Genomic DNA, 20,893 nt, shown 5'->3' with positions numbered 1-20,893 from the left:
GCCCCCAAAACTATGCTATAATATTCCTGTAAACCGCCGGGAAAACATTGTGCGGGCGGTGTATCAAAGCATTTCGATCTCACACAAAGGCCATGGCCTTTGTGTGCCGTATGGGTTCCCATACGGCACGAATCCCTGATCCCAAGGGGGTGTATCTATGCTTCCCATCTCGCAAATTACGGACGAGAAAGTGGCCCTGGAGATCGGTCTGCCGGATGAACTGCTGGAATTTGCCCGTATGGTCAACAGCGGGGAGCTGTCCGGCCGGGCCGATGTGAAGGTGCGTCTGACGGCTGACATCGACCTGACGGGACACCAGTGGACGCCCATCGGGTTAGGGAAGGCCCAGTTTGCGGGGAGGTTTGACGGCTACGGCCACACCATTTCTGCTGTGACGATCCAAAAGAAGTGGCCCGGAAACTACGGTCTGTTCGGCTATGTCACCGGCGCCATTCAAAATGTCACCGTCACCGGCACGATCTACAATCGGTCCGGAGAGCCTCACTCCGCCGTGGGCGGGATCGTGGGGGACCTCGCCGGCGGCGTGGTGCGGAACTGCGCCGCTGACCTGGTCATCGACAGCAACCGGAGGTCCCTGGGGTTCTTTGCCGGGGGCATTGCGGGCCTGCTGGAGAAGGGCGGCCTGGTGCAGAACTGCCGCTCCAGCGTCCGGGTGGACAATGTCCTGGCCAACTTCCTCTATCTCGGCGGTGTGGCGGGGGCCGTCATGGACTCCCGCGTGGAGCGCTGCACCTACACCGGGGCCATCACCGTCCTGGGCGGCGAGATCTACTACATCGACGTCGGTGGCATCGCGGGCAACGTCCAGGGCCGCTCCTCCGTGACCGGCTGCCTGCACCTGGGCGTCTTGGACGCCAGCGCCTATGATTTCAACTGCGCTTGCATTGGCGGAGTCATCGGCCGGGTGGAGGGACCCGCCGTCGTCCGGGACTGCTGCAACCGGGGCAGCGTCAGCGGCGGCGAGCGGGCGGTGGGCGGCATCCTCGGCGACTTCTCCCTGTATGACCGGGTGGCGGAGGACGCCTGCCTGCTGGAAAACTGCCTGAACCTGGGGGAGGTGGTCCAGTCGCCCGACAGCTGCAGCGCCTCCTGCGGCGGGATCGTGGGGGAGATCATCAACAAGGCCGTGGACCGGCCGGTACAGGTGCGCAACTGCGTCTCCCTGGGCGAGCTGAACTGCCTGGGCAAAGACGGCCCGGCCCACCCCATCACGGCCTATGCCGAGGGAGCCGTGTTCGAGAACAACTGCTATGACGAGTCCCTGCCAACCCAGGGCCGGGAGGATCTCCGGGCGGCGGTGGCGGCGGGCTGCGCGGCCAAACCGGCGGCCTATCTCACGTCAAAAGAGTTTTTAGAGGACATGGAGCAGCGCGGCGGGCGCTATGCCCTGGGGACGGACGGGATGCTCACCGTCCGGGAATTGGAAAACGGAGGCAACGCCTATGATGACGAATGAAGCCCGCGTTGCAGCGGTGATGGAGCGGGTCAGGGCCAGGGTACAGCTGAGGAAGCAGCGGCGCATGGCCGGCGTCCTGGTCCTGGCCGCCCTGGCCGCCGGGTTCGCTCTGGGCGCGGCGGCATATCACCGGAAGGAGGTCGGTTGAAATGGGGAAGAAAATTTTGAGCCTGTGCATGGCCCTGGTCCTGTGCCTGAGCCAGCTGCCCGTCACGGCACTGGCGACGGGAGAGCACGACAGTCACAGCAACAACTGGACGGAGTTTACGGCTGGCTCCACCACCCTGTCCGGCGGCAGCTACTACCTGTCCGGCGATGTAGTGTACTCTGGCACAGAGATCACTGTCAGCGGCGAGGTGATCCTCTGCCTCAACGGCCATAAGTTGAACCTGAACAAGCAGCATATTTCCGTGGGCAGCGGCGCAAGTCTTACCCTGTGCGACTGCTCCACCGGCGGTGTTCTCACCGGCGGTTCTGGCAGCAAAGGCGGCGGGGTGTATGTGGGCGGCGGCGGCACCTTTACAATGACCGGCGGCAGCATTGCCGGCAACACCGCCGAAAGCGGCGGCGGGGTGTATGTGGACGAAGGCGGCACCTTCACTATGGAAGACGGTAGCATCAACAACAACCAGGTCACCTCAGGTGGAGGTGGAGGGGTGATGGTTAACAAAGGCTCATTCACTCTGTCCGGCGGCTCCATCACCGGCAACGCCACTAGCGACGCAACTTACGGTTACGGCGGCGGGGTGTGTCTATACGACACCTTTAATCTGTCCGGTGATGCCATCATTCAAAACAATACGAAGGCTGGTGCCACTGACAACCTGTATTTAGGATGGAATACTATCAAAATCACCGGACCTCTGGGCGAAAACGCGCGCATTGGCGTGACCGCAGATGGTGTCCCCCGCAGTTTCATCAGTGGGTGGAGCGACAATATGGCGGGCGAAAACCCGGCGGACTACTTCTCCTCCGACGGTGACGCCTTGGGCATTGGTCTGAACGCCGACGGGAATGTGGTGCTGGGCAGCCTGTGCACCACCATAACCCTGAACCCGAACGGCGGTACCCTCCCGGCGTATTCTCTCGTGGTGGGGGCAGCCCTGCCCATTCCCACAAAAACCGGCTATACCTTCGCCGGATGGTATGAGAACCAGGAGTTCAGCGGCAACCCAGTGACGGACATCCCCACTAACAACACCGAGAATCTGAACTTCTATGCCAAGTGGACGGTCAACACCTACACCATCTCCGCCGATGTGACCCCCGCGTACGCAGGCAACGTGACGGTGAATGGTAGCGACACCTCGACCACCGTCGTGGCGGGCACGGAAGTTACCTTGAGCGCCACGGCCAACAGCGGCTACCACTTCGTGGCGTGGGTGGAGAACGGCCAGACAGTGAGCAGCAACAATCCCTATACCTTCACCGTCAATAGCAGCCATACCCTCAACGCAAAGTTTGAACGGCTCTATACGGTCACCGTCGGCTCGACGGCAGGCGGCACCGCCACAGGTGGGGGCACCTACACCGAGGGCGACACTGTTACCCTCACCGCCACCCCCGATAGCGGGTATCACTTTGATGGATGGAGAGTTGTTTCCGGTTCCGTCACCATTCAGGATAACAAATTCACTATGCCTGCGGGGAATGTAGAGATCCAGGCGATTTTTGACCGCAATTCCAGCGGCGGCTCCAGCACCCCCACCAAGACCCCCAGCCAGCAGGCCGTGGACAAGATCGAGAGCGCCAAGAACGGCAGCACCGTGGAGATCAAACTCTCCACCGGCAGCACCAAGCTGGACAAAGAAGTGTTCGAGGAGCTGGCAGGCCGGGATGTGACATTGGAGATCAGCCTGAGCAATGGCGTCACCTGGACCGTCAACGGCCAGGACATCCCGGAGAACGCCGACCTGACCGACCTGGACCTGGGTGTCACCCTTGACGCCTCCACCATCTCCGTCAGCGTGGTCAACACCATCACCGGGGCGGTGGACACCATCCAGATCTCCCTCAAGCATGACGGGGAATTTGGGTTCACCATGACCCTCTCCGCGCCCCTGGGCAAGACAAATGCCGGGTACTGGGCCAACCTCTATTACTACAATGAGGACAGCCGGGCACTGGAGTTCCAGTCCGCCGACAAGATTGCTTCTGACGGCACGGCGGAGTTTGCGTTCTCCCACGCGTCTGACTACGCCATCGTCATCGACACCGACAGCCATGAGCCGGTGGAGCTGCCCTTCACCGATGTGCCGGAGGGCTACTGGGCCTATGACGCCATCCAGTACGTCTACGGCGAGGGCCTGATGGCGGGCACCAGCGGCTCCACCTTCAGCCCGGAGAGCACCACCACCCGGGGGCAGATCGTCACCATCCTGTGGCGGCTCTCCGGCAGCCCGGTGGTCAACTACCTGATGGACTTTGACGACGTGGACCCGGCGGCCTACTACGCAGAGGCCATTCGCTGGGCCACCTCCGAGGGCATCGCCGGCGGCTACGGCGGCGGAGTGTTCGGCCCCGACGATCCCATCACCCGGGAGCAGCTGGCGGTGATGCTCCACCGCTACGCCCAGCACGAGGGCTACGACGTGTCCATCGGCGAGGACACCAATATCCTCAGCTACGCCGACGCCTTTACTGTGTCCGAGTACGCCGTCTCCGCCCTCCAGTGGGCCTGCGGCGCGGGGATCATCAGCGGCACCGGCGACGGTAGCACCCTCACCCCCCAGGGCGAGGCCACCCGCGCTCAGGCGGCGACGGTGCTGATGCGGTTTTGCGAAGAATACGTGACCTTGTAAAACGAAGGGGCGGCATTTGCCGCCCCTTCGCGCTCTTTCATAGACCTACCCATTCTGAAAAGGATTTCCTGCATCAGCACAGACAGTCTTGCGGGATTGAGAGGATCACAATGCTATCATTTACATACATGGAGAAATATGACGCCCAGGTCACTGAATTGCAGGGCATCCGATTTTGCTGCCAGCAGGTCAAACCCGGTCATAAAAAGCGAGCAACAGAACTGGCCGAGGCTTATCAGGCCAAGTATCCCCAGATCGTGGCTTTTGTTCAGAGGGGCGTCAGCGGCCTATATGGCGACATTCCGGCAAAGGTGCTGGAGCAGTCGCTGGGAATGCCCCTGATCGATTTAGATTGGAACACGATCATGTATCTGGAACACACGCTGGACAAAACCCACGCCATCGAAGTGGAATTCGGCGGGGATTTCGACCAGTTGTATCAGGTCATCATCGGAAAGTAGAGAATCTGTCTGAGATCGCTTGTGGCAAGCAAAGGGGCTCGGGTTGCATAAGTGGTTTCGCAAGTCAGGGGAAGTCGTTGCCCCTTTGCACGCTTCGATGGACGATGGATCTCTGGAAAAGGAGGGAATATTGCGTGAGACAAGCAGTCATTCAAAAGGCCGAGGAAAGGCAGAGACGGCAGCAGCCCAATCTGACCGGCATTCCCACCCAGATGAAGATGGACTTTGAACAGAGGAGCGGGCTGTCCTTTGATGATGTCAGAGTTCACTACAACTCTGACAAGCCCAGAAAGATCGGCGCTTTGGCCTACACCCAGATCCCACAGGTTCATATCGGGCCAGGGCAGGAGCGGCATTTGAGGCATGAGCTGGGGCACGTCGTGCAACAGAAACAGGGGATCGTGCGGCCTACGAAGTATATCAACGGACTGCCGGTGAATGATTCGCCATTATTGGAGCACTCAGCTTCTCATTCCATGTTCTCAACCTTTCCTTTTGCAAAAAGCAGCGGTGCTGACAATACATATCATGCAGTTCAAATGATTGCAGCCGAAGCACCTGGAGATTCCGCTTTATTTGATGCAACAGGAAATTTTGCAGATAATGAACCAAGATATCTTATAAAAAGCATTCAAATAAAGGAATCTGAGGAAAGCAAGGCCGCCACAGAAGGTAAGCAGCTTTCACAAGGTGGACAGCCTATAAAAGATGAACAGCCTTTAGAAGATAAGCAGCTTCCAGAAGGTGAACGGCCATCACAAGATGGACAGCCTTCAGAAGATAAGCAGCTTTCAGAAGGTGAACGGCCATCACAAGGTGAGCAAGTTTCAGAAGATAAACAGACTGCAGAAAGAAAAGAGCCACAAGATGGTTTAGAGAAGTCGGTTGAGACTGTTGGTTCGACCGATCTCCATAGTCCTGAAGTAGAGGTAGCAAGCGATGCTGAAGAAACGCAAGAATTCGTGCTTCGCTGTGAAAAAATAGGTTCTGGTTCCTCGGATGCACTTGTCCTAGAAGGAAAGGCCAAAGATCTTTTCAAGGAAATTGAGACTAGGTTTGATTATCAGCTTCGATGGATTGAAGAATACTACAATACTGTGATGAACCAGCTGCCCAATGTAGCTGAAAATAAGAAACCCCAATACCTCGAAAAGACAGAATTGCTCGCCTTGCAATTGTTGACATTACAAAGAGCGGCAATAGTATCGTCATCTAATTTAGGGGAGGATGCTTATACTTTCTTCAAAAAACCTACATCAACCGAAACAGAAATGAAATTGCCAATTTCGCAATTATACTTTGCTGATCAGAACAATGATAACTTGATGCTATCCTTGAACAAAGCCAGAATATACACTGGACTAATACAAGAATGGGTAATGAGTATGGTCCAAGGAACCGGTTCGCATGCTCATAACTCGGGTAACGGCGTTTTCGTTATTAAACCAAACACATCTTTAACAAGCCAATTATTATCACCCTGTATAGCAATGATAGTTACACCGGATAATACGCCAATCGTGTGTCTTAATAGCGCTACTTACTTGCAGAAAGTGACTGGTGGCAAAACAGTTGATGATCAATTTGCCAAAATGACCCAGTTCGAGCCAAAGAATAATGGCACAATTATTAGAATAGGCCTCCTTCCCAAATATATAAGTCCTCAAATTGGTGCAAGATTAAGGGCATTATCTATAGATGACCTAGCCCAATATACAAAAACTGCTGGTGCAGGCACTCATGCGGAAGTTAGAGCTGCGAATAAATATTTTAAAGCATATGGATCAAGTACAGTTCCTGAACAACCTAGCATTGATTTGCGAATTGCAATATCCAATAAAGCGAGAGAGGCGGCAGCCGACAGCGTGCACATATTAGATGAATTTGCAAAATGCCCACATTGTGCTACCATACTTGACGATTGTGATAAAGATGGTAAACCAAAATTGGGGGTTAAGTGGACCCCAAGTGTTATATCTGGAGGTGCCTCTGAGGAAGATATTGGTAAAGCGAAATCCGATGTGGAAGAGATTGCAAAGAATTTGGAGCAGGGTGACTCTGCAAAAGAGAGTATTCAAGCCGCAGTCCGCGAACTGGGTTTCAAAATAGTGGATAGACAATTATCTGCAACGCCGCCTCGACCAGTTCCAGATCCTAGACGCACCGGCATGAAAAGGCCGCACAGTGGTTCACCTTCAAAAAAAGGGAAGCCAAGATCTGGAGATAAGGTACAATAAGTTTCGCAAATTGTAAAGTAGATAAAAAGAGACATGGTTTGCGGCCCTCTGGTAGAATGAAGTCGCGACACACCATTCTGAAGGGAGACAGCAAACCATGTCCGAAAAGATTGTACAGCTGAACGAGGAAGTAATCAAGGGTCAAATCAAAGAACTGGTTCGGGGCAGTGTAGAGGAGACCCTCAACGAACTGTTGGAGGCCGAGGCGGAGAAGCTGACCCAGGCGGCCCGGTACGAGCGCAATGTGCAGCGGCAGGGTTATCGCAGCGGCCACTACAGCCGCAACCTTACCACCACTTCCGGGGACGTTACCCTCAAGGTACCCAAGCTCAAAGGGATCTCCTTTGAGACCACTATCATTGAGCGGTATCGCCGTCGGGAGAGCAGTGTGGAAGAAGCCCTAATCTCTTAAAGTATTGAGGAGCATGTAAGGAGGTTTCTATATGGATGCTGTTCGCGTTTGGCTTTATGCCAGTGCCCAGAATAAAGAGGCAGTGGATGCACAGCTTGCCGTGCTGAAAGAGGCCGCTGCTTCTAATGGCTTTTCTATACAGGGAATGAGCTGCGACATAGGATCTTCTTTGGATGCAGACCGCATCGGCTTACAAGAGGCAGAGCAAGCCATGATGGACAGGCAGGCGGACGTTCTTCTGGTTGAAAGAATATCCGTCATCAGCCGGGACTCCCATGTTGTGCTGGATGTCCTCCAAAAGATTGAGGCGTGGGGCGGTCGGGTTACTGCTGTGGCTGGGGGAGAACCGGATCTTGCCGCGCTCTGCATCCTTTCCAGTATGCCGGCCGAACCGGACCCCGTGTGTGAAGCCTGCGGCGATCTGGTTGATCACCGCTCGGACGGCTGTACCGCAGACAAAATTGTTTGCGACGGCGTAGTGTATGACCGGATCAAGGTCGGTGACGAGGCTGACATCTTCACCGAGCTGACGCAAAATCAGCGGTGTTCCGGCTGTTTCTCTAACGTGGGGTTCTTCCACCACTTCGGCTACGAGCTTGAACGCTGCCCCGCCTGCGGCATTTCTATGGCGGAGTGTGAGTGCGAAGCCGTGGAGCCGGCGGAGGCAGCGGGGTAATCACAACCCATGTGGGCCACAATAGGTGTTTGACAGATCGAGGGGGCGTGGATCTACCACGCCCCCTCGGTTGCTCTATCTCTCTGCATTATGGACTTCTCTCCGACAAGGCGCCCATTTTTCGCGTTCTCCGGTACTCTTATCCTTCGGCATCCTGGAACCGGGGCGGCGCATAGTAAATCAGCAAATCAATCCCGCCGTCGTCCTGAAAATCCACATCGACCGCAAAATTGTCAAAGGTGAACCACGGACAGGTTTCCACCAGCGGCTGCAGCTCTCTCGTGGAGAAATTGACCACCGCAATTTCAGGTGGAGTATCCCGTACATAATAGTGTTCACAAAATGTGTCCAGGCAGCCCTGGCATAGGAAGGCGCCGATGGCCTCCGGGTCAATGGCCTCTCCAGGTGAGATGTCCACCCGGGAATTTCCACGGTCCGGATCGGTCCATGCGTGCAGGTCTCGTTCCCCTGTAGCGATCCCCTCATGAATCAGCACGCCTTGGGGCTCCTTGACCTGCTGGCCGTCCAGGTCGTATTTATTGATGCTGATAGGGAGCACTTCAAAGGTATTTACGTTGATCAGGCCGACATTGTCCTGACCCCAATAGGTGGAAAGCGCATGATCATCACGGTTCCCGCAAAGGAAACATTCTTCCTTCGAGATCGAAGACACCAGGTCTGGATGCTCATAGTCGGAGAGATCGATTGTGGAAGGCTCCTCCTGCCCGCAGCCCATCAGCAGGAGCAGGGATGTCAGGATCAGCGCGCTTCGTTTCATAGCGGATACCACCCCCCAAGATTGATCACGTGCATCAGGCCCCTCTTCTGGCGTTTCAGGGCCGCCTCCATAACTTCCCGGGACCCGTTAGACGGGCGCTTGACATAGGCAATCAGATGCGTGCTGTTGTTCACCATATACTGATTTGCGCGGATGATGGCCAGGCGCCGGGGAACGTGTTCCATGTTGGGGGGGGATAAAAGGTATCATCAAAGCTCTCCGGCTTTGGGAACGGATGCTCCGCCGGATGGTATGGAAGCAGAAGGGTCAGGCGGATTCCCGGATACCGCACCTTCGCGCGACTGAGCGCCTGCGCTGCGAGAGAATCAAAGCGCCCATAATGCCCAACCACAAAATCTGTGATCCCATATTCGGTAATGTGGCGCTCCACTTCCTGCTCCAATGCGGACAGCACCGAATCCGACACATCCCGATGTCCAATAAAGAAACACGTACTCATCGTGAGATCTCCTCCCTATGTCGGAGCATGGAGTCCAATTTGAATGTGCCTGGTCACAGGGAGGACTTTGTGGGAATTATCCCTGGAGCCGCAGCCTTGACCAGTCATGTCCCGGTTTCAGAATGCTGCAGTTGCAGGCCCGGTTTGATTGTTCATATTGAAAGCCAGTTTGCCAGACTCGCAATTTGGGCAAAACATCCACTTCTTGATATGACGCAAATATGCATAGGTAAAATGCTCCCCGATGCTTTTACGCTTAGGCTTTTGCTCAGACATTCAGACGCCTCCTTCGCTCCCTGCCCGTTTTCTCATTCGATGTTTCCACCATACAAGAAAAGGCCCCTCATGACAAGTTCATCTCCTGGCCTTCTGCCTAAAAAACACAGCACAGTGCCCCGACAAATTTCGTGGCCACACCGTCCATATCCTTAAGGAAGGATGTTATCTGAAGGTGTCCAATGCGGCCATCTTTCAACTCAGACATACGGCGTTTCTGAAACAGTAAGGTAGCAAATTGAGATATAAAGAATTACCACATCTCGTCTCCATGCTCATTCAGCCAGTCTTCCATGAGTCGCTCTTTCAAAAGGTATCTCTTGACTAAAAGATGGAATGTATCATCAAGCTGGCTCAAAATATAGGCACTGACTTCAGTATCGATTTCCTCTTGATTCATGTTCTGAGATCCGAAATAGAGTCCGACAATAGGTTCACGTGTGCCGTAGTCATCAACACTAAAAAATAGCTCCAAGAAATAGTAGTCGTTGTTTCTTGTCGCTTTTTCATTCTTTGAACATTCAGCAATGATCTCAACAGAATTCTCAGTCAAGTAATGGCCCTGAATAACGTACCGTTTGGCGTAAATCGGTGCATCTATTCCTTCAATTTGGTAAGGTGTCATAGTTATCCTCCTCAATGCAATTTCTCACTACAGTGATCAATCAATATCGATTTTCGACACTCTCATTGTCATTTAAAAGGCCCGATAAAGCAAGTGTTCAAGTTAATTTAATGGATTAAAGAATTACGGTCTTTGTAATAATTCGCAAAAATCTTAGCCAAAACCAGTTCCCATAAGCACTCTTTTTTCGGTTATCCAAAAACATGCCTGCGCCACAAAATGCAACGCAGGCCCGATTCTTCAGTTTCCCCCGGACTGCAGAAATACAACCTGGCTAAACGATCTCTTACGCCCGATTCCGGTAATCCTTCTCGATTTCCTCCTTCCAATCAGCTCCAAGGGGGGCGCTGGCGCGTACGGCGGACGCAGCACGGCTAACCGCCTCGTAGTTGAGGCGAGTGCCTTGGCTGTCACTACGGTAGTTCACGGCTCGTTCAGAAGCAATTCCCAGACGGCCGGCTGTCTCCACCGCGTCGATATTAGCACCCAGGAAGAGGAACTCCCACCCATATTTCTCCTGCTGATGACAGATCATCTCCCGGACATGATGGGCGGAATAGCGGAAACTGGCATTCTCCATGCCGTCAGTGGTGATGACGAACAGTGTGTGTTCCGGTATGTCCTCGCGCCGGGCGTATTTGTGGATATTCCCGATGTGCTGGATGGCTCCGCCGATAGCGTCCAGCAGAGCAGTGCAGCCCCGAACCCAGTAATCCCGTCCTGTTATGGGCGTCACTTCCCGAAGCGGGAGGCGGTCATGGAGCACCTCAGCCCGGTCATCAAAGAGGATCGTGGAGACAAATGCCTCGCCCGTCTCCCGCTTCTGCTTTTCCAGCATGGAATTGAAACCGCCGATGGTGTCTTCCTCCAGCCCCTGCATCGAGCCGCTGCGGTCCAGGATAAACACCAGTTCTGTCAGATCTTTTTTCATGATAAAACCCCCTAAACTGTACTCGGTTGGCTTGTGAGTACAGTATAGAGGGCTTCTCTTACCTTTTGGTCGCCCTACAGGCGACAATTACGTCCGTAGGATCTGCTCCATGGTCTTGCCTTTGGCAAGCTCGTCCACCAGCTTGTCCAGATAGCGGATCTCCCGCATCAACGGGTCCTGTATCTCCTCCATCCGGACACCGCACACCTTGCCGGTGATCCGGGCGCGGGCCGGATTCATGGCGGGAGCATTCCGAAAGAAATCCCCGTAGGTGACGCTGGACTGCTCCAACTGTGCAATGTCTTCGCTGGTATAGCCGGTGAGCCAGCCAGTGACCTGATCCACTTCTTCCCGTGTGCGGCCCTTTTTCACAGCCTTGGCCACCAGGAGAGGATAGAGCTTGGCAAAGGACATTTCCGTCACATCCATACGGGGCATTCAGGTCAACCTCCCAGCAGGCTCTGGTCGAAGGCGAACAGGGCCTCATTGATCTCAAAAATGTTGTAATTCCGATGGGCGATGAAGTACTCAACAATGATGTCGAATTTACTGGCGTGGGAGAAAGCAAAGCCCGCCTTCTGGAGCATCTCCCGGGCCTCCTCCAGGGGCAGTTCTAAAGCGACAGCAAAGGCCATGGCGGTGGGCTTGGATGGCTTGTAGTGAATGTCCGAACGAATCTTGGAGAACAGACGCCGGTCAACATTCGCCCGCTTGTAGCACTCGGCGTCGGTGAGTCCCGCCTCGTCGATTTTCCGCAGGAGCATCTGGGAGAAGCTCTCATCCAACAGTTCCAATGCCTCGTCCAGACTGCCGGAGACGGCCGCCGGCTCCGCTTCGGCCTCCAGCATGGGAGCAGACGCCAGAACCCGAAACTGCCGGCGCCGCCGTTCCTCATCGCTGTTCGTGTGTTCTTCTACATAGCGGTCGTCAATATAAGCGGCAATATCGGAAAAGAGTTTACCGCTGATGGTGTACGCGGCCTTGTCAAAGATCACCAGGTATACCGTCATGTCGTGTTGGAGCAGGAAATCCCCAATCGTGTCCACCGCTACTTTCAGGGCCTGATCCTTGGGGTAGCCAAACACCCCAGAGGAGATCAGGGGGAATGCCACAGTCTCACATCTGTGTTCCAGGGCCAGTTCCAGAGATGAACGATAGGCGGAAACAAGCAGCTCCCGTTCTCCGTAGCTGCCACCCTCCCAGACAGGACCCACGGTATGGATCACGAATTTGGCTGGCAGGTGGTATCCTTTCGTGATCTTGGCTTGCCCCGTCTTACAGCCGTGAAGCGTTCGGCACTCTGCCAGCAGCTCCGGCCCTGCGGCCTGGTGGATGGCGCCGTCTACGCCGCTACCGCCCAACAGAGTCTCGTTGGCGGCGTTTACAATGGCATCCACCTGCATTTTCGTGATGTCGTTTCGGACGATCTGAAGCGGCATAGGGCACCTCCAGTAGTTTGATAAGGACATCATAACATAGTGTGAAGCATTATGACAACAGCGCAGATGCCCTATACTCGAATTTCTCTTTTTCAAACGCAGAAGATTACATGGCAGTTTCCTTTCATACTTCGCTGTAGCCCTGATTAAAAAACTTATTTGAATCCATCGATGTGGCTACCAGAAGTTTTGAGGAGCTATCGCTGATCCTGGGGGTGTCATCATATGGCAAGAAAAATCGTTGACTCTAATTAAACCAGCAGTTCAATGACAACAAGGTGAGTAAGCGGTATGATGGACACATCAAAGGACCGTTTCCAGCAAAACTTCAGACTGGATTTATTTTGACGAAATCAGAGGAGGTATGGACTATGAATATGAAAGACGCATTTCGATTCCAGAATAAACTCAAAGACCTGATGATCGAAGCCACTGAGATCCTTCAAGACCGGCGGAACATCGTCAAGGTCAAGACCACGCACCTGAGGAGCAAGGTCATGGGCGACGCCCAGGACGCGGTGGTGGAGGAAGTCGCTCCCAGTGAGTATGCTGGCCATGCTAACGAAGTGGCTGCCTTCCTCATGTCCATCCTGGAAGAGCGGGAGAAACTGTGCCGAGCCATCCATACCGCCAAGGGCGGACTGGATCTGGATATGGACAGCGAGGTGGGGCTGAATCGGCAGCGCCAGGAGTTGGCTGAAGTCTTCCGGCATATGACCACGCTCCGTAACAGCGAAAAGACGATCGCCGGCGGGGGCTCTGGCTTCCGATTCAACGGTGAGGGCAATCAGGTCTCCTACCGCTGCGATGCCACGCAGGTCACCACCATTGACTTTGATCGGAATAAGATCCGGGGAATGGCTACGGCACTGAGCAAGAAGGCAGATGAGATCTCCATGTCCTTGGACAAGTGCCTGGTCAATACTGAGGTTGCATACGAACCGCCCTTTGACATGAATGACAGCTTTGAGGTGATCCTCAGCGACTTCATCGAAAAGTCCACGGTTGCCTGACTCTTACGCCACACCTTCCGGTGTGGTGGGCGTGGCAGAATGGATAGGCAGTGATGATCGGTTCAGGCGCAGATGAATTATGAGGCTGCGCAATCCCCGCGATACAAAGGACTGCATCTGATGAATGCAAAATGAGCTCATAACTCATGATGATTGGCTCGTCAGTCGCTTCCTTCTACGTTCGCCGCAAAGCCGCCATTCAACAACACATTCGTTGTCAAACGCAGAATTCAACCTTACGCCCACCTGTTGCCAGACAAAATGGCATGATAATCTATATTTCAAGTCGCTGGCTCATCCCTAGGCAGGCAACGGTCCAGTTGGGCCGGGGTAAGCCCGTGGAGAGCAAGCGGATAAGGGTCTAAGCGGTTTTGAAATTCTGCCACGCCCACTGTACCGGAAAAAATCCCAGTATAAAATGACCTGAGCAGCAGGCGGAAGCCTGCTGCTCAAACGGAACAATATGAGAAGTGGAGATGATGATCTCATTCATCGGGACCTGGAGCAAGGCACTCAGCGCATAGAGGTTATCTACACTGGGAAGGCTCTGCCCCCGCTGCCATTTGTAGATGGCTTGCGGCTCCTCGAATCCGAAATACTGCTGGAGATCTCGAACCGTCAGACCACGGTCTTTCCGAAGCCGGCAGATATTTGCTCCGGTAGCCACTGGATCGATCACGGGAAACCGAATCACGGACATATGGATCGCCTCCATTCATCAGGATGATTTCCGCCGCAGCGGAATATTAAAATATAACCGATATGCTCTGGAATAGCAAGCGATCCTCTGCATTTGTAATGAGATTGTCATAAGGGAGGGCACTATTGGAAGATACGCATTTCTATCAGCACATTGACCGGCTATCGCTGTTCTATAGCTATTTCGTGTTCCTGGATACGGACGCTTATCTGGCAGATCAGCTTTTCATCAAGCATCAGGTGCGGGTACACTTCCACGAGGAATATGTACGGGGTGACTCTCCGTACCGTGCGATTTTCTGCCATGTGCGGAAACGTGATCGGGAGCGGTTCCAGGCAGCCCTGGAAGAGTTGCCGAAGAAGATGATGTTGCTGGGCTATATAGACTATTTGGATGTATGCCGTGCGCTTTGGGACAAATGTCAACAGCAGAGAAAAGGAGGCGAATTCCCGTGAAACAGTTGATACCATTGGACAAGCGCAGTAAGAAGGCCAAACGGGAATATCACGCAAAACAGCGAGGGTCTTGGAACGGAGTCAATCCTGTCACCCGGATCGTTCAGAGTAGAAAGGTTTATGACAGAGCAAGAGTTAAACAGTCGGATCGCCGAGATCCTGGAATCGACTAAAGCGGAGAATGGCTGTGGGCGTCGTACCGGTCGCCAATACCGCCGTTCACAGAGCGTCAGACATACAGATCGGCTCCTGTTTCTCATTCAGCACAGCGGATATGCGCCGAATATGGGCTATATCGTGGGGGATTATGAGAGAATAGCGACCTTGCTCCACTCTGGACTTCACATTCAATATATGAAGTCCAGCAGACGGCAGCAGTATCTGAAGCGGAATGGGAATCGGAAAGTCCGAAAGTATCGCTGTCTACCAAAGAAGGGAAACCAGTACCGCAAGGTGTTCGATTACTGGTGGGAACTCTATTGAACTGCAAAGTGGCGCCTGCTCAATACTTTCGTATCGAGTAGGCGCCGTTTTGCTTTGTGGTATTCCGAACCTGATCTCCGTGACTATCCAGCTGTCCCAGAACAGGATACAAAATCCGACTGAATGAAACTTAGAAATCTGACTGAATGAAATTTGGAAATCTGACTGAATAACGGTTTACTCGTACTCATACAGATGAACGAGTGTGAGTGCAAGGACGTGGCGCCACAAGCCACTAAAGGGGAATAAGTCGCCAAAAAGCCTATTTTGATTCTTCCATGATGTAATTTATAAAGGGTGGATTACACCACCGAAAATTACATCATGACTGCGGCTCATTTGTGGCGAATGAAAAGACAGTTGTGATGAAGGAGGGATGCCCTGCACCTGACCGTAACTGTCACCCCCACACATTCCCACAAAGGAGGCCATTATGGAACTGACCTACACGCAATGCGGGGACTACCTGATCCCCGACCTCGTATTGTCAGACACAAGGGAGTACCACATCGGCAAATATGGACGGATGCGACGCATCTATCTGAAGGAGCATCGTCCGGCCCTTTACAGTACCCTGCTGCTCACAGAAAAACTCTTTCCTCATTTGGCGGAGATCGACGCCGCCTGCAAAACCAGGCTGGACATTATCGAAGCGGAGATGATGTGCCAGGAAGGTGTGACCGAAGCACTGAAAGCCGCTGATCAGATGGAGTGGGTGCGCCGGAGGAACAGCATCCACAGCCGAGCCGAAGAAATCGTCCTGCATGAACTTGTGTACGCGGAATAAGCAGTAATGCCCTCACAGCAAGCCTTATAAGCCTGCCGTGAGGGCATTTTGCGTTATTTCAGCAACTTCCAGTATCCTTTGCGGTCGGAACCGATGCGCTCAATCAAGCCCTTCTCTTTGAGTATATTTATCCTCCTGCGGCATTATTATAGCAGCGCGATTATTCATCAAAAGCTCGTTTTCCAGATATTGTACGATTCGATCCATCACAGCGGTCATGGCCCGCTCTTTTCCCTGCTCAGACAATCCCACGCAGGACTGCAGCATGGTGACCTTCAGCTCGGTCCCCATCTCTTGCTCCTCGGCAGAGATAGAAAAGGTGCTGAGATTGCCGTATACCTCCGCTTTGGCCACGACCGTGTCCTCTTTCTTTTGATAAGGCACTCTTTCGCCGTCCAGCACGTCATAAATTCCAAGGAGCACATACCGACGGACATATGGGATGATCTTCGAGATGCTATAATTCATTCACGCTCCTCCTGTTCGTTAAAAAAATGCAGCTACCTGTCGTTGTAAGCAGGGCAGTTTTCACTCAATATAGCCGCTGATGGGCTGTACGTACATCTCGTCTTCCGTCACCGGCTGATAGCGCTCCCCAGAATAGCTGTCGCTCCAGCCGTTCTCCGCCCGGTAGATATCACCTGTTTCCGTGTCGTAAACGCGCTCATATCCCAATGTGGCGTCGCTCTGCTTCTGGCTCTGGATGTCCACGCTGGTGTCTCGCGCCTTCCAGGAAGACATGATCCCGTTCAGCACCTCGTTTGCATTTCGGCTGAAGTCCATGGCCTGCTGTACCACTTCCTGCCCCGCCTGGATGGTGGCGTTTACAAAGTTTTCCGAGTACTCCAGTGTGCCGAGGCTCTCGGTCAAAATGCCCTCCCACTCAACGAAGGTGTCCTTGGCCGCTGTGACCGCCATGATGTTATACGCCATATAATACCCGCCGTCCGCCTGGGGGAGCTGGTAGCCTACCGGCGGGCCGGCCGCGATGGGAACACTGCCAAAATCCACGACCGACGCGGCAAACATCCCCTCTCCCTCTCTGCCGTCTTCGGTGAAGGTGGCCCGCAGCAGCTCATCGCCCAGCGCGTGGGCGCTCAGGCTGCCGGTGGACGGGAAACGCTCGGTCACAGTGAAGGCCTCAAACTGGGGGAAGGTATAGCCGGCATAGCCGGGGCCATATTGGGCGGCAAAGTCGGCGTACTGCGGGAAGATCTGATAAAAATTCTCTGTAGATGGGCTGGACAGCACGGGAGCCTGGGCAAATATCTGCATATCAGGCATACCGGTCACGCCGGAATAATAGGTCCAGGCGTCCTTTCCCTCCTGACTGTGGAGCAGGATATCCGCCTTCAAGAGAACGAACATCTGATTGAGGGGCTCAGCGGGGTCCTGAATCCGGATGGAGTGATACATCCCTGTACCGCCGCTGGTGACCGTCCAGCCCTTGGGAATCTGGATGCTGAAATCTGGGGTTTCATACAGTTCCAAATCCACAGTCCTGGCCGCCGTTTCCGTGATCGACACCGCGGGTTCCCGGGAAGATGGGGCAGGCTCCGATGTTATCTGACCATCTCCCTTCGGCACGCTTTCGCTCTCCGGTTCGTTTCCCGGACCGCCGCAGGCAGTCAGGCCAAACAGGAGCAGCAGGGCCACTAAAATAGATCCTGTTTTTCTCAAATTTCATTTCCTCCTTATACAGCGACTGCCTGGCCTGAGCGTCCCACACCGCTGCGGACGGGGTGGACGCAAAAAACCGCGCCAGGAGATCCTGACGCGGTTTGTCGTAGGCCGGGATGCTGCGCCAGTATCTGTGGAAAGCGTAGCATAGATGGCCTTAAAATATAAGGTTACATTTGTCTCTTTTTTTATTTTACATCGTTTTTTTCGAATGACAGGGGGGGTACATTTGTCTCACGCCTTGAAATCCGGGCTTTTTTCAGGGGTAACGCCCTTGTTCTCCGGCATCCACTCATAATAGAACTGCAGCAGGCCGATCCGGCTCTGGGTTCCGGTCTTTTCATTCAGGCTTCTGATATGGCGATATAGCACAGGACGGGAAAGGGCCATCTGCTGCGCGATATCCTGCACGCTGCCGTCCGAGACCAGTAAATACTGCAGCACATCCCGCTCCCGGTCAGTCAATGAATAGAGGCTGGCAAAGGAAGAGAACTTTTCCTTCGGCGTGTAGCCCGCCGCCGGAGCCGGGGGCGGCGCCAATACGGCATGAGCCTTGACCGTGTAGGCAAACATCAGGATGCTGGCCGCGACAAACAGCACCAGCATGAGGACGATCAGCGTAATACTCCTGCCGGCAAGGAGCAGCGTCACCGAGCCGTTGGTAACCAGCGCCGCCACGAGATTATTCACCGCCCGTCCCATGCCGGCCCAGAGGTCCGGCAGGCGCATACAGGCAGCGAGCTCCAAAAAACTGGTGGTAAAAAACACGACAAAAAATCCGGAGGCCACATAGGCGACCGCTACTCCGGTCAGGAATGGCCCGCCCCACCGGAGAACAATCACACACAGCACCGAGAGCACCATCACGCAGTACATCATCAGCGTCATATATTTTCTTTTCCGGATATCAAAGAGGAAACCGGCAGCCAGGCCGCTCAGGGCCAGCAGCATACGGGGCCATTGCCCGATGTCCATCGTGCCCGCCGCATGGCCCAGGGTGATCGCGTTATCCAATGTGCTGAATACGCAGGCCATCAGGGCCACCAGAAGTACCAGGAGCAGTCCCGCCGGTATTTTCTTTCTGGACATTTCATCGGGGCGGAGCGCGGTTCGGAGCGGCGCCGTTTCATCCGATGCGAGTGCTTCTTTGTGGATGCGGCGTGTGCGCATGATCAAAACACTCAGTACCGCAAGGGAAACAGAGAGTACCGCGGCCTCCGCGATCTCTATATTTACCAAATTGTTGTTTGCGTACTGTAGCAGGATGCCGGCCGCGTAGGAGATTCCCACCAGGCCGGCTATGCGTTCGGTCCGGATCGTGCAGGCAGCCAGATAATGAACGGAGCCGCCAAAAACGCCCAGCAACAGAAACAGAACCACGCCTGCCGCAAGCGTGACGGAAAACGAGATGTGCTGTTGGATCAAAAATATGCAGATAATGGAGAGGAACGATAGGGAAAATATAAGGATCGTCTTGTTCCTCTCGCGGACAGAGCGGTTTATCAGCGGGTATATAAGAAATCCAAGGGCATTGACGCCCAGCGCATAATTTTGTGCAATGACCGTCTGGCTTTCCTCGACAATGCGGGAGACCATATTGACATATAGATATTCCGAACCAAGAAACACAAATGTAAAAATACTCAGCAATAAAAATATGGCGCTATGCGACGCCATAGCCTGCGTTTTCCTTCTCTCCATTGCTCCTCCATATGGCATGAGTATACTGCACTCATATCATTGCTCTGGCACCTGTAACCATCTTAGGGGCCGTTCTCGTTTTACTTCTTGTTTGTTGTCCAAGTGGCTATACTTTATTGTAATTTCTGACGGCCCATTATACCACAACAAGAAACGTCAGGGAACTACAACTGATTCCAAACACATAATACGGGAGGAAATATTATACCACAACAAGAAACGTCAGAAAAGTGATTTTCAAAGATCAAAGCCGATCCGAAAAATGGCCTCCCGCTGGTGTCCCGGGGCTGTGTGGTCCGTGCGTATCGGCCATAAAGTTTTCCCTTATAGTTTCCCTTACGCGCTTAACACAGGTCTTTCGGCGGCGGTACAATCCAACACAACAGCGGATGATCTTTTCCCGAAAACAAATCAAAAAAGACCACAACGCAGTCAAAAAGATACGCTAACAACGCTATCTTATAATTCATTTTTTTCCGTTGATAATACCATGCAACCGCAGTGATAACCAATACTTCAACGGCCATTACGCCGATGGTGGGTAACGACGCCGCTTGCAGAATGGTGGCAAGGCATCCACCAGCACCGGTCAGCAACAATGCTTTCCGCTCCAAAGAAAAATCCGTCAGCCTTGCCACGAGATAAACCCCTAAAAACAGGCGCAGTTCATTGGTGAAAAGGCAAGAAACCACCCGTACCCAATCCATCATATATTAAAGAAAATAAATTCATAGATTACCGCAAAGGTTTTTGTAAAAAACACCCTTGACAAATCTCTTTCCAAAATCTGATTGAATGGCAACCACTTCGGCTTACGCTGGATGATAGATTTTAGTGAAGTTAATATGTAGTAAACACCAACCCTAAACAAACACACTGCACAGCAAAAAAATTGCTGTGCAGTGTGTTTTAGCGGGCTATTCGTCGAAATTAAGTATTATTTGTTGCAGATTTCGCGTTTTTCTTCAATATGATGTAGATACATCAAAGTCATTGGCGGCCTCCATCTTGAACTTGTTCATGGCCTCACGGGCACTGGGGACAACCAGCTTGTTGCTGCTGTTACCGTTGCTAGACATAATTTTTGTCTCTCCTTTTCTTTTTGTCTTGGTGTTGGATATTGCCTTGGATGGAACATCCGCGTCTATCTTGTCCCCCGCAAACGCTTCTATGCGCTATCCGGATTTCCTGTTTTCGTCATTTTTCCATGCATTAGGGATGCGGTTTCCAATCGTTTAAATCAAACACCGGCCTTTGAGTCGCTCTAGATAAGTTCATAAATCTGATGCCGTGAATCTGCATACCAATGACCTCCCCTCCGCGCAGAACATTGAACCAGCCAAAGTCTTGTACCACAATGCAGGGATGTTTTCCCTATAAACAACTCAATTCAGAAATCAGATCAGCCAGCCGGTCTACCAAATGTCTACCAGGTCTACCGCCGGGAAGCCTTGCGCGCCAAGGGTTTCCGGCGGTTTCTTTTTGCTGTTTTTGGGAGGCG

Annotated in this window: 23 protein-coding genes and 1 pseudogene; 11 read left to right on the top strand and 13 right to left on the bottom strand. The window is 53.3% G+C overall.

Annotated features, from left to right (window positions below):
- Window positions 1–157: 157 nt before the first annotated feature.
- From H6B31_RS13535 to H6B31_RS13505, 7 genes and pseudogenes are all read left to right on the top strand, one after another.
- Window positions 158–1,477 carry a hypothetical protein gene (locus H6B31_RS13535; RefSeq protein ID WP_204898988.1) on the top strand — a complete coding sequence of 440 codons (1,320 nt, stop codon included), beginning with the start codon at window positions 158–160 and terminating at the stop codon, window positions 1,475–1,477.
- A complete protein-coding gene (locus tag H6B31_RS13530) occupies window positions 1,464–1,625 on the top strand; it encodes a hypothetical protein (RefSeq protein WP_204898987.1) in 162 nt (53 codons plus the stop codon). The genes H6B31_RS13535 and H6B31_RS13530 overlap by 14 nt, the downstream gene beginning before the upstream one ends.
- 1 nt (window position 1,626) lies before the next feature.
- Window positions 1,627–4,278, top strand: coding sequence for an S-layer homology domain-containing protein (locus H6B31_RS13525; RefSeq protein WP_204898986.1), 2,652 nt, complete (start codon window positions 1,627–1,629; stop codon window positions 4,276–4,278).
- A 128-nt stretch (window positions 4,279–4,406) separates the two neighbouring features.
- Window positions 4,407–4,739, top strand: a complete 333-nt coding sequence (locus H6B31_RS13520) for a hypothetical protein (RefSeq protein ID WP_204898985.1) — start codon at window positions 4,407–4,409, stop codon at window positions 4,737–4,739.
- A gap of 134 nt (window positions 4,740–4,873) precedes the next feature.
- Entirely contained in the window at window positions 4,874–6,976 is a 2,103-nt protein-coding gene (locus H6B31_RS13515) for an eCIS core domain-containing protein (protein WP_346014085.1), read from the top strand.
- Between the two features lie 97 nt (window positions 6,977–7,073).
- Window positions 7,074–7,382 (top strand): annotated as a pseudogene (locus tag H6B31_RS13510) (transposase); the annotation flags it as partial.
- A gap of 37 nt (window positions 7,383–7,419) precedes the next feature.
- Window positions 7,420–8,064, top strand: a complete 645-nt coding sequence (locus tag H6B31_RS13505; RefSeq protein ID WP_204898983.1) for a recombinase family protein — start codon at window positions 7,420–7,422, stop codon at window positions 8,062–8,064.
- 139 nt (window positions 8,065–8,203) lie between these two features.
- On the opposite strand, the gene H6B31_RS13500 is transcribed toward H6B31_RS13505, so the two are convergent.
- From H6B31_RS13500 to H6B31_RS13470, 7 genes are all read right to left on the bottom strand, one after another.
- The gene (locus H6B31_RS13500; RefSeq protein WP_204898982.1) at window positions 8,204–8,842 is read right to left on the bottom strand and encodes a hypothetical protein; all 639 of its coding nucleotides are present in this window, start codon (window positions 8,840–8,842) and stop codon (window positions 8,204–8,206) included.
- A 130-nt stretch (window positions 8,843–8,972) separates the two neighbouring features.
- Window positions 8,973–9,302: a hypothetical protein gene (locus tag H6B31_RS13495; RefSeq protein WP_346014084.1), complete on the bottom strand. Its 330-nt coding sequence runs from the start codon at window positions 9,300–9,302 to the stop codon at window positions 8,973–8,975.
- A gap of 117 nt (window positions 9,303–9,419) precedes the next feature.
- Window positions 9,420–9,578, bottom strand: a complete 159-nt coding sequence (locus tag H6B31_RS13490; RefSeq protein ID WP_204898981.1) for a hypothetical protein — start codon at window positions 9,576–9,578, stop codon at window positions 9,420–9,422.
- Window positions 9,579–9,831: 253 nt separating this feature from the next.
- On the bottom strand, window positions 9,832–10,203 hold the full coding sequence (locus H6B31_RS13485) for a hypothetical protein (RefSeq protein ID WP_204898980.1): 372 nt from the start codon (window positions 10,201–10,203) through the stop codon (window positions 9,832–9,834).
- A 286-nt stretch (window positions 10,204–10,489) separates the two neighbouring features.
- Window positions 10,490–11,134: a vWA domain-containing protein gene (locus H6B31_RS13480; RefSeq protein WP_204898979.1), complete on the bottom strand. Its 645-nt coding sequence runs from the start codon at window positions 11,132–11,134 to the stop codon at window positions 10,490–10,492.
- An 87-nt stretch (window positions 11,135–11,221) separates the two neighbouring features.
- Window positions 11,222–11,572 carry a DUF2200 domain-containing protein gene (locus H6B31_RS13475; protein ID WP_204801764.1) on the bottom strand — a complete coding sequence of 117 codons (351 nt, stop codon included), beginning with the start codon at window positions 11,570–11,572 and terminating at the stop codon, window positions 11,222–11,224.
- Between the two features lie 5 nt (window positions 11,573–11,577).
- Window positions 11,578–12,573: an O-acetyl-ADP-ribose deacetylase gene (locus H6B31_RS13470; protein ID WP_204801762.1), complete on the bottom strand. Its 996-nt coding sequence runs from the start codon at window positions 12,571–12,573 to the stop codon at window positions 11,578–11,580.
- Between the two features lie 371 nt (window positions 12,574–12,944).
- On the opposite strand from H6B31_RS13470, the gene H6B31_RS13465 reads away from it, so the two are divergent.
- Window positions 12,945–13,586, top strand: coding sequence for a hypothetical protein (locus tag H6B31_RS13465; RefSeq protein ID WP_204898978.1), 642 nt, complete (start codon window positions 12,945–12,947; stop codon window positions 13,584–13,586).
- A gap of 361 nt (window positions 13,587–13,947) precedes the next feature.
- Here H6B31_RS13465 and H6B31_RS13460 read toward each other — a convergent pair whose 3' ends face one another.
- Window positions 13,948–14,286, bottom strand: a complete 339-nt coding sequence (locus H6B31_RS13460) for a helix-turn-helix domain-containing protein (RefSeq protein WP_338111903.1) — start codon at window positions 14,284–14,286, stop codon at window positions 13,948–13,950.
- Window positions 14,287–14,411: 125 nt separating this feature from the next.
- On the opposite strand from H6B31_RS13460, the gene H6B31_RS13455 reads away from it, so the two are divergent.
- The 3 genes from H6B31_RS13455 to H6B31_RS13450 all read left to right on the top strand — a co-directional run bounded on the left by H6B31_RS13455 (window position 14,412) and on the right by H6B31_RS13450 (window position 16,011).
- On the top strand, window positions 14,412–14,741 hold the full coding sequence (locus H6B31_RS13455; RefSeq protein ID WP_204801758.1) for a hypothetical protein: 330 nt from the start codon (window positions 14,412–14,414) through the stop codon (window positions 14,739–14,741).
- Between the two features lie 354 nt (window positions 14,742–15,095).
- Window positions 15,096–15,224 (top strand): hypothetical protein, encoded by a 129-nt coding sequence (locus H6B31_RS17580; protein WP_275960607.1) that lies wholly within the window; start codon window positions 15,096–15,098, stop codon window positions 15,222–15,224.
- Between the two features lie 433 nt (window positions 15,225–15,657).
- The gene (locus H6B31_RS13450; RefSeq protein ID WP_195607911.1) at window positions 15,658–16,011 is read left to right on the top strand and encodes a TnpV protein; all 354 of its coding nucleotides are present in this window, start codon (window positions 15,658–15,660) and stop codon (window positions 16,009–16,011) included.
- 99 nt (window positions 16,012–16,110) lie between these two features.
- On the opposite strand, the gene H6B31_RS13445 is transcribed toward H6B31_RS13450, so the two are convergent.
- The 5 genes from H6B31_RS13445 to H6B31_RS13425 form a co-directional block, all read right to left on the bottom strand.
- A complete protein-coding gene (locus H6B31_RS13445) occupies window positions 16,111–16,479 on the bottom strand; it encodes a hypothetical protein (RefSeq protein WP_204898977.1) in 369 nt (122 codons plus the stop codon).
- 60 nt (window positions 16,480–16,539) lie between these two features.
- Complete coding sequence (locus tag H6B31_RS13440; RefSeq protein ID WP_195607909.1) at window positions 16,540–17,691, bottom strand: hypothetical protein; 1,152 nt, start codon at window positions 17,689–17,691, stop codon at window positions 16,540–16,542.
- Window positions 17,692–17,925: 234 nt separating this feature from the next.
- Window positions 17,926–19,392 (bottom strand): helix-turn-helix transcriptional regulator, encoded by a 1,467-nt coding sequence (locus H6B31_RS13435; protein ID WP_087389012.1) that lies wholly within the window; start codon window positions 19,390–19,392, stop codon window positions 17,926–17,928.
- A gap of 344 nt (window positions 19,393–19,736) precedes the next feature.
- Window positions 19,737–20,102 (bottom strand): hypothetical protein, encoded by a 366-nt coding sequence (locus tag H6B31_RS13430; RefSeq protein WP_058962748.1) that lies wholly within the window; start codon window positions 20,100–20,102, stop codon window positions 19,737–19,739.
- A 255-nt stretch (window positions 20,103–20,357) separates the two neighbouring features.
- Window positions 20,358–20,471 carry a small, acid-soluble spore protein, alpha/beta type gene (locus H6B31_RS13425; RefSeq protein ID WP_207752344.1) on the bottom strand — a complete coding sequence of 38 codons (114 nt, stop codon included), beginning with the start codon at window positions 20,469–20,471 and terminating at the stop codon, window positions 20,358–20,360.
- Window positions 20,472–20,893 lie beyond the last annotated feature (422 nt).

Origin of the sequence: Pseudoflavonifractor capillosus, assembly GCF_016899775.1 — a bacterium.
Classification (GTDB): Bacteria; Bacillota; Clostridia; order Oscillospirales; family Oscillospiraceae; genus Lawsonibacter.
The sequence above is the reverse complement of the archived record's forward strand: the minus strand, read 5'-3'. Positions and strand labels throughout refer to the sequence as shown.